Source organism: Streptomyces sp. NPDC101178, from assembly GCF_044767965.1.
Classification (GTDB): domain Bacteria; phylum Actinomycetota; class Actinomycetes; order Streptomycetales; family Streptomycetaceae; genus Streptomyces.
This window is the reverse complement of the sequence record NZ_JBIWOZ010000010.1, coordinates 1-12844: the sequence shown is the minus strand read 5'-3', so window position 1 is coordinate 12844 and position 12844 is coordinate 1. Positions and strand designations below refer to the sequence as shown.

Sequence of the window (12844 nt, the reverse complement as noted above, 5' to 3'; positions counted from 1 at the left end):
CCCACAAAACCTTTACGGGTGGACTACCCCTATGGAGCGGATTCCCCGCGGATGACGGCCAACACCCCGTCGAGCTCGTCCGGCTTCACCATCACGTCCCGCGCCTTGGACCCTTCGCTGGGTCCGACGATGTTGCGGGACTCCATCAGGTCCATCAGCCGCCCGGCCTTGGCGAAGCCGACGCGCAGCTTGCGCTGGAGCATCGAGGTCGACCCGAACTGGGTGGAGACGACCAGTTCGGCGGCCTGGCAGAGCAGGTCCAGGTCGTCGCCGATGTCCTCGTCGATCTCCTTCTTCTGCTTCGTACCGACGACGACGTCGTCCCGGAAGACCGGGGCCATCTGGTCCTTGCAGTGCTGGACGACGGCCGCGACCTCGTCCTCGGTGACGAAGGCGCCCTGCATACGGGTGGGCTTGTTGGCGCCCATCGGGAGGAAGAGGCCGTCGCCCTTGCCGATGAGCTTCTCGGCGCCGGGCTGGTCGAGGATGACCCGGCTGTCGGCGAGGGAGGAGGTGGCGAAGGCGAGCCGCGAGGGCACGTTCGCCTTGATCAGACCGGTCACCACGTCGACCGAGGGGCGCTGGGTGGCGAGCACCAGGTGGATGCCGGCGGCGCGGGCGAGCTGGGTGATGCGGACGATGGAGTCCTCGACGTCGCGCGGGGCGACCATCATCAGGTCGGCCAGCTCGTCGACGATCACCAGCAGATACGGGTACGGCGACAGCTCCCGCTCGCTGCCCTTGGGCGTCTTGCACTTGCCGGTGCGCACGGCGTGGTTGAAGTCGTCGATGTGCCGGTAGCCGAAGGCGGCCAGGTCGTCGTAGCGCAGGTCCATCTCCCGCACGACCCACTGGAGCGCCTCGGCGGCCTTCTTGGGGTTGGTGATGATCGGCGTGATCAGGTGCGGGATGCCCTCGTACGCGGTGAGCTCGACGCGCTTGGGGTCGACGAGGACCATCCGGACGTCCTCCGGGGTGGCCCGCACCATGATGGAGGTGATGAGGCAGTTGATGCAGGACGACTTACCCGATCCGGTGGCGCCGGCGACCAGGACGTGCGGCATCTTCGCCAGGTTGGCCATCTCGTAGCCGCCCTCGACGTTCTTGCCGAGCGCCACGAGCATCGGGTGGTCGTCCTCGGCCGCGTCGGCGAGGCGCAGGACGTCACCGAGGTTGACCATCTCCCGGTCGGAGTTGGGGATCTCGATGCCGACGGCGGACTTGCCGGGGATCGGCGAGATGATCCGTACGTCCGGACTGGCCACGGCGTACGCGATGTTCTTGGCGAGCGCCGTGATCTTCTCGACCTTCACGGCGGGGCCGAGCTCGATCTCGTACCGGGTGACCGTCGGGCCGCGGGTGAAGCCGGTGACGACGGCGTCGACCTTGAACTCGGTGAACACGTTGGTCAGCGAGGCGACGACGGCGTCGTTGGCCGCGCTGCGGGTCTTGCCGGGCCCGCCGCGCTCCAGCAGGTCGAGCGAGGGCAGCGAGTACGTGATGTCGCCGGAGAGCTGGAGCTGCTCGGCGCGGGCCGGCAGGTCGCCGGTGCGCTCGGGAGCGGGCTTGGTCAGATCCGGTACGCCACCGGGATCGCCGGGCCCAAAGGACGCCCCGTCCCGGCCCGCGCTCCGGTCCTCCTTCTCCGCGCCGCCGTCCCGCTCGGCCTCGCGGGCGCCGGGGACGGGCGTGGAGCCGGTACGGTCCCGGTCGCGGTCGGCCGAGACGCCCTGGGTCAGGTCGGCGACGACCGGCGAGGGCGAAATGCCGTTGAGCACGGCCCCGTCGAGCGCCGCGGCCGCGGCCGCCGCGACGTCCACCGCGTCCATGGACCGGTTCATCGCGGGCTGCGCGGCGGGCCTGCGGGGCCGCCTGCGCTTGGTGAGGGCCTCCTCCTCGGCGCTGTCGTGGTCGTACACGGCGTCGTCGGCTTCCGGCGCGCGGCGGCGGGCGGAGCCGCGCCGCGTCCCGGCGGGCAGCGCCTCGCGCCACTGCTCGTCGTACCGCTCGTCGTCGTCCTCGTACACCTCGCCGGGTTCGTACGCCGGTTCCACGATGCCGAGGCGGACGCCGAGCTGGCGCAGCCGGCGCGGGATGGCGTTGACCGGGGTCGCGGTGACGACGAGGAGGCCGAAGACGGTGAGCAGCACCAGCAGCGGTACGGCGAGGACCTCGCCCATCATGAAGATCAGCGGCTTCGACGCGGCCCAGCCGATCAGCCCGCCCGCGTCCTGCATGGCCTCCGTGCCGTCCTCGCGGCCCGGCGAGCCGCAGGCGATGTGGACCTGGCCGAGGATCCCGACGACGAGGGCGGAGAGCCCGATGACGATCCGGCCATTGGCGTCGGGGCGCTCCGGATACAGGATGAGGCGTACGGCCATGGCGCCCAGCAGTATCGGCGCGAGCAGATCGAGCCGGCCGAACGCGCCGGTCACCAGCATCTCCACCAGGTCGCCGACCGGCCCCTGGAGGTTGGACCAGGTTCCCGCGGCGACGATCAGCGCGAGGCCGAGGAGCAGGAGCGCGAGGCCGTCCTTGCGGTGGGCGGGGTCAAGTCCCTTCGCACCGCGCCCTATGGAGCGGAACACCGCGCCGACACCGTGCGCCATGCCGAGCCAGACGGCGCGCACGAGCCGGTAGACGCCGTTGGTGGGGGACGGCGCGGGTTTGGGCGCGGGCCGCTTGGCCGCCGCCTTCTTCGCGGGTGCCCTCTTCGCGGGCGCGGCCGCCTTCCTGGGGACGGTCTTCCTGGCGGGCGCGGCTTTCTTCGCCGGCCCAGGCGTACGGCCGGCGCTCTTCGCGGTGCCCGCTGTGGACTGGGAACCCTTGCCGGACGTACGTGAGGCCATGGTGCCGAGGTTACCGTTGTCGACGCCCGTGAACACGTTCGCCTACGGGTTCACCCGACTGTGTCGCCGCCCGACGGCCGGGAACTGACGGGCCCTCAGCGACAGGAGCGCTCCGGGCACGGCCTGAAGCCCCCTGATTGGTACGGCAGAAGACGGAAAGGCCTGGGGTGCGCCCGGCCTGATCCGCCGGACGCCCCTTAGCTCTGAGCCGGCAGGATCCCGGCGCCGCCGCCCGTGCCCGGCTCCAGCGCGTCGAGCGCGCGGCGCAGGCCGGTCAGCTTGCGTTCGAGATGGGCCGCCGTGGCGACGGCCGCCGCGTCGGCGGACTCGTCGTCGAGCTGCTTGGAGAGGGCCTCCGCCTGCTCCTCGACCGCCGCGAGCCGCGCGGAGAGCTCGGCCAGCAGACCGGCCGGCTCCTTCTCGTGCTCACCGTTCGCCTGGCCGTCGCCGTCCAGCTGGAGCCGCAGCAGCGCGGCCTGCTCGCGGAGCTTGCAGTTCTTCATGTACAGCTCGACGAAGACCGAGACCTTGGCGCGCAGCACCCACGGGTCGAACGGCTTGGAGATGTAGTCCACCGCGCCGGCCGCGTATCCCCGGAAGGTGTGGTGCGGGCCGTGGTTGATCGCGGTGAGGAAGATGATCGGGATGTCCCGCGTGCGCTCCCGCCGCTTGATGTGGGCGGCGGTCTCGAAACCGTCCATGCCCGGCATCTGGACGTCCAGCAGAATGACCGCGAAATCGTCCGTGAGCAGCGCTTTGAGCGCCTCCTCCCCTGACGATGCCCGGACCAGTGTCTGATCGAGCGCAGAGAGGATGGCCTCCAGCGCCAGCAGATTCTCCGGCCGGTCATCGACCAGGAGGATCTTGGCCTTCTGCACCATGGCCCGCCCTCCTCGCCCCGGAAATGCACCGGGTGCCGCCCCTGGGACGACTCCCTTTCGCCGTCCGTCCTTGTGCCGGTCATGGTAGCCGCACCCCGCCCGCCACCACACCCTGTCACCGTGATGTCACTGTGCACATACCGCAAACGCGGTGGGAGACCAGAAGGTTCCCCGGATGCAGGCCGTTCACACCCGTTCGCGCACAGCCGGTCAGCAACTCACACTGATTCATTCAAAATCCGATCACTCTCCGTGCATCCACCGCTCCATGACCGCCAGCAGATGATCAGGATCGACCGGCTTCGTCACATAGTCGGAAGCACCGCAGTCGATCGCCTTCTCCCGGTCGCCCTTCATCGCCTTGGCGGTGAGCGCGACGATCGGCAGCCCGGCGAACTGCGGCATGCGCCGGATCGCGGTGGTGGTCGCGTACCCGTCCATCTCAGGCATCATGATGTCCATCAGCACGACCGTCACATCGTCGTGCTGCTCCAGGACTTCGATCCCCTCACGGCCGTTCTCCGCGTACAGCACGGCCAGTCCGTGCTGCTCCAGCACGCTGGTGAGTGCGAAGACGTTACGGATGTCGTCGTCGACGATGAGCACCTTCTCGCCCCGGAACCGGAACGTCCGCCGAGGCTCCGCCGCCTCCTCCCCCGCGGCCGCGCTGCCCTGCACCCACTCCTCGTGCGGGATACTCTCGCCCGCCGGCCGGCCGGCGGGCAGAGCGGGACGCCGGGCCGCGTCCCCGAGAGCCTTGCGCCGCCGCCGGAACACCCCGGCGGAGTTGGCGGGGTCCCCGAGCGGGGCGGAGTCGCCGCCCTGCGGCGCCTGGCCGTTCTCGGACCCGACGCCCAGCCCCTCGCCGGAACCGGAACCCACCTGCGGGAAGCCCTGGGGCGGCAGTTCGGCGCGGTGCAGCGGCAGGTACAGCGTGAAGGTCGAGCCCCGGCCCGGCTCGCTCGCCGCGTGGATCTCACCGCCGAGCAGCCGCGCGATCTCCCGGCTGATGGAGAGCCCGAGGCCCGTACCGCCGTACTTGCGGCTCGTCGTCCCGTCCGCCTGCTTGAACGCCTCGAAGATCACCAGCATCTTGCTGGACGCGATCCCGATCCCGGTGTCGGTGACCGAGAAGGCGATCAGGTCGGCGTCGGCGTCCCGCAGCGAACCGGCCTCCAGCAGATGCTCGCGGATCGCGTTCGGCACATCGGCGCCGGCCGGCCGGATCACCAGCTCCACCGCCCCGGTGTCCGTGAACTTCACCGCGTTCGACAGCAGGTTGCGCAACACCTGGAGCAGCCGCTGCTCGTCCGTGTGCAGCGTCGCGGGAAGCTCCGGCGAGACCCGTACGGAGAAGTCGAGCCCCTTCTCCGCGGTGAGCGGGCGGAAGGTCGCCTCCACGTAGTCGACCAGCTGGACCAGTGCGATCCGGGTCGGACTGACGTCCATCTTGCCCGCCTCGACCTTCGACAGGTCCAGGATGTCGTTGATCAGCTGGAGCAGGTCGGAACCGGCCCCGTGGATCGTCTCGGCGAACTCGACCTGCTTCGGCGACAGATTGCCCTCGGCGTTGTCCGCCAGCAGCTTGGCCAGGATCAGCAGCGAGTTGAGCGGCGTACGCAGCTCGTGCGACATGTTCGCCAGGAACTCGGACTTGTAACGCATCGAGACGGCGAGCTGCTCGGCGCGCTCCTCCAGGACCTGCCGTGCCTCCTCGATCTCGGTGTTCTTCACCTCGATGTCGCGGTTCTGCTGGGCCAGCAGCTCGGCCTTCTCCTCCAGTTCGGCGTTGGACGCCTGGAGGGCCTTCTGCCGGTTCTCCAACTCCTGCGAGCGGTCGCGCAGTTGCTCGGTCAGCTCCTGCGACTGCTCAAGGAGCTTCTCGGTCTTGGTGTTGACGCTGATCGTGTTGACGCTCGTCGCGATCATCTCGGCGAGCTGGTTGAGGAAGTCCCGCTGGATGTGCGTGAACGGCTGGAACGAGGCCAGCTCGATCACACCGAGCACCTTGCCCTCGAAGAGCACCGGCAGCACGATGACATGCGCGGGCGGCGCCTCGCCGAGGCCGGAGGAGATCTTCAGATAGCCCGGCGGAACGTTGTCCACCTGGATCGTCCGCTTCTCCTCGGCCGCCGTCCCGATGAGCGTCTCCCCGGGCCGGAACGAGGTCGGCATCGAGCCCGCGGAGTAGCCGTAACTCCCGCGCATCCGCAGCTCGTACGAGGTGTCGTCGGCGGTTTCCGGACCCACCTCGTCGGAGTCGCCCGGGGACATGGCCAGGAAGAACGCGCCGTGCTGCGCCGAGACCACCGGCGTCAGCTCGCTCATGATCAGCGAGGCCACGTCGTCCAGATCGCGGCGGCCCTGCATCAGACCGGAGATCCGGGCCAGGTTGCCCTTCAGCCAGTCCTGCTCCTTGTTGGCGAGGGTGGTGTCGCGCAGGTTGGCGATCATCGTGTTGATGTTGTCCTGGAGGACCTGGATCTCGCCGGCCGCGTCCACATCGATCTTCAGGTTCAGATCGCCGCGGGTCACCGCCGTGGCGACGGCCGCGATGGCGCGCACCTGACGGGTCAGGTTCCCGGCCATCTCGTTCACCGACTCGGTGAGGTCGCGCCAGGTGCCGTCCACGTCCCGCACCCGCGCCTGACCGCCCAGCTGGCCTTCCGTGCCCACCTCACGCGCGACCCGGGTCACCTGCTCGGCGAACGAGGAGAGCTGGTCGACCATCGTGTTGATGGTGTTCTTCAGCTCCTGGATCTCACCGCGCGCGTCGATGTCGATCTTCTTGGTGAGGTCGCCCTTGGCGATGGCCGTGGTGACCGTGGCGATCTGCCGCACCTGGCCGGTCAGGTTGGAGGCCATCGAGTTCACGGACTCGGTGAGGTCCTTCCACGTACCCGAGACGCCCGGCACCCTGGCCTGACCGCCCAGCTCACCTTCCGTACCCACCTCACGGGCCACCCGCGTGACCTCGTCCGCGAACGAGGAGAGCGTCGTCACCATGGTGTTGACGGTGTCGGCCAGCTCGGCGACCTCGCCGCGCGCCTCCACGGTGACCTTCTTGGTCAGGTCACCGTTGGCGACCGCGGAGGAGACCCGGGAGATGTTCCGTACCTGGCTGGTCAGGTTGTTGGCCATCAGGTTGACGTTGTCGCTGAGGTCCTTCCAGATGCCGGTCGCCCCGCGCACCCGCGCCTGGCCGCCGAGAATGCCCTCGGTGCCCACCTCGCGGGCCACCCTGGTCACCTCGTCGGCGAAGTTGAGCAACTGGTCGACCATCGTGTTGACGGTCGTGACCAGTTCGAGGATCTCGCCCTTGGCGTCGACGGTGATCTTCTTGGAGAGATCGCCCTTGGCGACCGCGGTGGTGACCTCGGCGATGTTGCGGACCTGGAGGGTCAGGTTGTTCGCCATGCCGTTGACGGACTGCGTGAGGTCCTTCCACGTACCGGAGACGCCCTGTACCTCGGCCTGACCGCCGAGGATGCCTTCCGTACCCACCTCACGGGCTACCCGCGTCACCTGCTCGGCGAAGTTGGAGAGCTGGTCCACCATCGTGTTGAGGGTGTTCTTCAGCTCCAGGATCTCGCCGCGCGCGTCCACGTCGATCTTCTGCGACAGGTCACCGCGCGCCACTGCCGTGGCGACCTGCGCGATGTTGCGGACCTGGGCGGTCAGGTTCCCCGCCATCCCGTTCACCGAATCGGTGAGATCGCGCCACACTCCGGCCACACCGGGCACCTGCGCCTGACCGCCGAGACGGCCGTCCGTACCCACCTCACGGGCCACCCGGGTCACCTGGTCGGCGAAGGCCGAGAGCTGGTCGACCATGGTGTTGATCGTGTTCTTCAGCTCGAGGATCTCGCCCCGGGCATCCACGTCGATCTTCTGCGACAGGTCGCCCCGCGCCACCGCCGTCGTCACCTGGGCGATCTGCCGCACCTGGGAGGTGAGGTTGCCGGCCATGAAGTTGACGGAGTCCGTCAGCTCCTTCCACGTCCCGGAGACGCCGTCCACGCGCGCCTGACCGCCGAGCCGGCCCTCGGTTCCCACGTCCCGGGCCATCCGCGTCACCTGGTCGGCGAAGCTGGAGAGCTGCGCCACCATCGTGTTGACGGTGTTCTTCAGCTCCAGCATCTCCCCGGCCACATCCACGGTGACCTTCTGGGACAGGTCACCGTTGGCGACCGCCGTGGTGACCTGCGCGATGTCACGGACCTGACCGGTCAGGTTGCGGAAGGCGGTGTTCACCGAGTCGGTGAGGTCCTTCCACGTCCCGGCGGCACCCGGGACCTCCGCCTGGCCGCCGAGCCGGCCCTCGACGCCGACCTCCCGCGCGACGCGCGTCACCTCGGAACCGAACGACTGAAGCTGGTCCACCATCGTGTTGACGGTGTTCTTCAGCTCCAGCATCTCCCCGGCCACGTCGACCGTGACCTTCTGCGACATGTCACCGCTGGCCACCGCGGTCGTCACCTGCGCGATGTCCCGCACCTGCGTCGTCAGGTTCCGGAAGACCGTGTTCACCGAATCGGTGAGGTCCTTCCACGTCCCGGCGGCACCCGGCACCTGCGCCTGACCACCCAGGAGGCCTTCGCCACCGACCTCGCTCGCCACACGTGTCACTTCGTCCGCGAAGGTGCGCAGCGTCTCGGTCATCTGGTTGATCGTCTCGGCGAGCTGCGCGACCTCGCCGCGCGCGCTCACCGTGACCTTCTGCGTCAGGTCACCGCTGGCGACCGCCGTCGTCACCTCCGCGATACCGCGCACCTGGGAGGTGAGGTTGCCCGCCATCGTGTTGACGGAGTCGGTGAGGTCCTTCCACACCCCGGCCACGCCCGGCACGGTCGCCTGACCGCCCAGCTCACCCTCCGTACCCACCTCACGGGCGACGCGCGTCACTTCTGAGGAGAACGAGGACAGCTGGTCGACCATCGTGTTGACGGTGTTCTTCAGCTGGAGCATCTCACCGGCCACATGGACGGTGACCTTCCGCGAGAGATCACCCTTGGCGACCGCCGTCGTCACCAGCGCGATGTCCCGCACCTGGGCGGTGAGGCGGTACGCCATGGTGTTGACGGAGTCCGTCAGGTCCTTCCACGACCCGGACATCCCGCGCACCTGCGCCTGACCGCCGAGCTTGCCCTCGGTACCCACCTCGACGGCGACCCGGGTCACCTGCTCGGTGAAGACCGACAGCTGGTCGACGAGGTTGTTGACCGTACGGGCGACCTTCAGGAACTCGCCGCGCAGCGGCCGCACCGTCTCGTCCGTCGTGTGCGACCGCAGCTCCATCCGCTGCTCCAGGTCACCGTCGGCGACCGCCGACAGCACCCGTCCCACCTCGGAGACCGGTCGCGCGAGATCGTCGACGAGCTCGTTGGAGGCGTCGATCGCGGCGGCCCAGGACCCCTCGCAGGCGCCCGTCTCCAGCCGCTCGGTCAGCTTGCCCTCACGCCCGACCACACGCCGTACCCGCGCCAATTCACCGGTGAGGTGGAGATTGCGGTCGGCGACCTCGTTGAAGACCGCCGCGATCTCCGTCATCACACCGTCGCCGGAGACGGTGAGCCGCCTGCGGAAATTGCCGTCGCGCATCGCCACGAGTCCCGCCAGCAGTCTGTTCAGAGCTGCCGCGTCGACCTCGACGGTGCCATTGCGCTGCTTTTTCACGGACTGTCCGCCTTTTGTACGCGTTTCTGAACCCCGCGCCGCCACGCCAGACTCCACCGTGTCCCTCCCGCAGGGGTTGACCGTTTCGCTCGGGCCTATCCGGAAGCTTGCCCAGTTCCACTGTGGACCACCGCCACAGCACACCGTCAACGGGTAGCCGGGCGGACGTCAAATCGTTGCAACGTACCAGGCCGGAACAGGTCGGCGGGCAACCTCCCCCGCTTGCACCCCATCACTCCCACCGGGAGACATACTCGTGCGCCCGCGCACGACTCCCGGGGAGACCTGTCCCGATCTCGGCCCTCGTGTACCCGGCGCCCTTGCCGAACGTCTAGCCTGGCAAGCGAATCGAAGCGGCGAGAAACGGGCACAGGACTCGGGGAAGCGACGAGACACCAATATGGGGAGTGCTGTGATCACCGCGCGCGCGGCCGCCACTTTTGAACCGGTCGGGCGCTCGGTCGCGACCGCCCGCGCCTTCGTCCGGGACACCCTCCAGGGGTGGGGGTACAACGATGTCGTCGATGACGCCGTCGTCCTCACCAGCGAGCTCGTCACCAATGCCGTGATCCACGCGGGCACGGCGGCCGACGTCCTCTGCCTCCGTACCGAGGACGGCGTACGCGTCGAGGTCGCCGACCACTATCCGGAGCGCGAGGTCCCGCTCCAGAGCAACGGGCTCGACTTCGGCTCACCGGACCGCGAGAACGGCCGCGGCCTCCTGCTCTGCGCCGCACTCGCCACCCGCTGGGGCGTCGAGTACACCCCCACCCGTAAACATGTCTGGTTTCAGCTGGACCTCCCCGAGCGCCCGGTCGGCATCCGCTCCGCGGGCCCGCTCCTGCCCACCGCGCTGCTGCCCGCGGCCGACCAGCGCGTACGGGTCGCGGTCGTCCAGATCGACCACTCCGGCGCGATCGCCGCGTGGAACGACGACGCGGTCTTCCTCTTCGGCCACGGGACCGACGAGGTCTCCGGCAAGCAGCTCACCGACTTCGTCGCCTGGCCCCACACGCCCGGCACCAACACCGGCATCGCGGACGCGCTCCGGCTCTCCCGCTGGGAGGGCAGCTACGGCATCCGCTGCGCCGACGGCCGCCTCACCCCGGTCTACGCCTCCCATCTGCGGGTCCGCGACACCGAGGGCGAACCGTCCACGGTCTGCCTCCTCGTCCGCGACTACGAACGCGCCGTCCTCCAGTCCCCGGTCCGCGCCCCGGTCTCCGACCCCTCGTCCGAGAACCGCACCACGGACCCGTTCGAGGTCTTCATCGGCTCTCCGGCCCCCGACGACCTGGACGGCCTGCTCCAGCGAACGGTCGAGCGGGCCCGCGACATGCTCGACGCCGACTCCGCGTTCCTGCTCCTGGCCACCGACGACGAGACGGAGCTGGAGGTCCGCGCCACGACGGGCCTGCCCTCGGCCCGCCAGCGCTTCGCCAGAGTGCCCGTGGAGGCCGGAACAGGACGCTACGGCTCCGCCCGCATGCCGGCCGTCCACGAGGACCTGACCGCCGTGCCCGGCGCCGTCCCACTCCTCACCGACACCGGGATGCGCTCGGTCGTCACGGTCCCGCTGAAGGTCGAAGGCCGCCTCACCGGCTCCCTGGGTGTCGCGGCCGAGGCGCCCGGACGCTACTCGAACGAGGAGGCCCTGCGCCTCCAGTTCGCCGCCGACCGCATCGCGCTGGCCGTCGAGTCCGCCCGCCTCGGCGAGCTGGAACGGCTGCGGCGCGGCTCGCTCTCCTTCCTCGTCGAGGCCTCCGACCTGCTGGCCGGCACCCTCGACCGGGACCAGACCCTGGCCCTGATGGCCCAGATGACGGTCCCGACCCTGGCCACCTGGTGCGCGGTCTACACGATCGCGGACCAGTCCTCGGACCCGTACCTCTCGTACGTGCTCCACGAGGACGAGGACCTCATCGACGGCCTCAAGGCCCTGCTCTCCAAGATCGACCCGCCGGACCCGGTCCCGACGCCGGGAGCGCGCGTCTGGGCGGCCCCTTCGGAGGCCGGTCACCGAGCGGCGCTGTCCACGTCGACCCGCAGCCTGGACCACGATGCGCCGTTGAGCATGTCCACGGCCACCCGCACCATCCTCGCCACAGCCCAGGCCGTCGGCGGCGAGACGGTGGTCCTGCCGCTGGTCGCCCGCAACCGCGTGATCGGCATGCTGACGCTCGGGAAGCCCTCGGACGACCACTTCCGCCAGGAGATCCTGGAACTGGCCGAGGACCTCTCCCGCCGGGCCGCCCTGGCCCTGGACAACGCCCGCCTGTACTCGGAGCGCATGGCCATCAGCCAGTCCCTCCAGCGCAGCCTCCTGCCCCCGGGCCTCCCCGACGTCCCGAACGTCGAGATCGAGGTCATCTACCGCGCGGCCGGCGAGGGCAACGAGGTCGGCGGCGACTTCTACGACGTCTTCCCGATCCGCGACGGTGCGTACGGCTTCGCCATCGGCGACGTCTGCGGTACGGGCCCCGAGGCCGCCGCCGTCACGGGCCTCGCCCGCCACGCGCTGCGCCTGCTGGCCCGCGAGGGCTTCCCCGGCCCGGCGGTCCTGGAGCGCCTCAACGCGGCGATCCTCGACGAGGGCGCCCGCAGCCGCTTCCTCACGCTCCTGTACGGCGAGCTGTGGCCCCAGGAGGACGGCAGCGCCCTCCTGAAGGTGGTCTGCGCCGGCCACCCGCTCCCGCTGCGCCTGCGCCAGGACGGCTCGGTGGAGTCGGCGGCCGAACCGCAGCCCCTCCTCGGCGTCCTGGAGGACCTGGAGCTGTACGAGGAGGAGGTCACACTCAACCCTGGCGATGTCCTCCTCTGCGTCACGGACGGCGTCACCGAACGCCGCGAGGGCACCCGCATGCTCGGCGACGACGGCCTCGCGGAGGTCCTGTCGACCTGTACGGGCCTGACGGCCGGAGCGGTCGCCGCACGTATCCTGCGGGCCGTGGAACGCTTCGCCGCGGAGCCCGCCTCGGACGACATGGCCATCCTGGCCATGCGCGTCCCGGAGCCGCCGCGTATCTGATCCAAGGCCGGCAACGAGAAAGGCCCCCGCCATGTGGCGGGAGCCTTTCTCTTCTTCTCGCTGAGCCCCAATGCGGAATCGAACCGCAGACCTTCTCCTTACCATGGAGACGCTCTACCGACTGAGCTATTGGGGCCTCGTTGCGCTGTGGCAACGAGGTAAACCATACACGGGATCCAGGGATACGCATAATCGCGGCCGGCACGCTTTCCCGGGACCTCGGCGAAAGGCCTGCCGCCCACGGCGGGACAGAGCCGACGGGCGCTATCTGGCCCGGAACGCAGGAAAGCCCCGTGCCATAAGGCACGGGGCTTTCCCACAATAATTGTTCGGCGGCGTCCTACTCTCCCACAGGGTCCCCCCTGCAGTACCATCGGCGCTGAAAGGCTTAGCTTCCGGGTTCGGAATGT

4 protein-coding genes, 1 tRNA gene and 1 rRNA gene are annotated in these 12844 nt (G+C 69.5%); 1 reads left to right on the top strand and 5 read right to left on the bottom strand.

Annotated elements, in window-relative coordinates:
• Positions 1 to 29 precede the first annotated feature (29 nt).
• The 3 genes from ACIRR8_RS26565 to ACIRR8_RS26555 form a co-directional block, all read right to left on the bottom strand.
• Complete coding sequence (locus ACIRR8_RS26565) at positions 30 to 2849, bottom strand: DNA translocase FtsK (protein ID WP_404069470.1); 2820 nt, start codon at positions 2847 to 2849, stop codon at positions 30 to 32.
• 197 nt (positions 2850 to 3046) lie between these two features.
• Positions 3047 to 3730 carry a two-component system response regulator gene (locus tag ACIRR8_RS26560; RefSeq protein ID WP_404069468.1) on the bottom strand — a complete coding sequence of 228 codons (684 nt, stop codon included), beginning with the start codon at positions 3728 to 3730 and terminating at the stop codon, positions 3047 to 3049.
• A 243-nt stretch (positions 3731 to 3973) separates the two neighbouring features.
• On the bottom strand, positions 3974 to 9406 hold the full coding sequence (locus tag ACIRR8_RS26555) for a HAMP domain-containing protein (RefSeq protein ID WP_404069466.1): 5433 nt from the start codon (positions 9404 to 9406) through the stop codon (positions 3974 to 3976).
• 400 nt (positions 9407 to 9806) lie between these two features.
• Between ACIRR8_RS26555 and ACIRR8_RS26550 the strand changes: the two genes are divergently transcribed.
• Positions 9807 to 12434, top strand: coding sequence for a SpoIIE family protein phosphatase (locus ACIRR8_RS26550; protein ID WP_404069464.1), 2628 nt, complete (start codon positions 9807 to 9809; stop codon positions 12432 to 12434).
• Between the two features lie 63 nt (positions 12435 to 12497).
• Here ACIRR8_RS26550 and ACIRR8_RS26545 read toward each other — a convergent pair.
• A tRNA-Thr gene (locus ACIRR8_RS26545) sits at positions 12498 to 12570 on the bottom strand.
• Between the two features lie 191 nt (positions 12571 to 12761).
• A 5S ribosomal RNA gene (gene rrf, locus ACIRR8_RS26540) occupies positions 12762 to 12844 on the bottom strand; the annotation flags it as partial.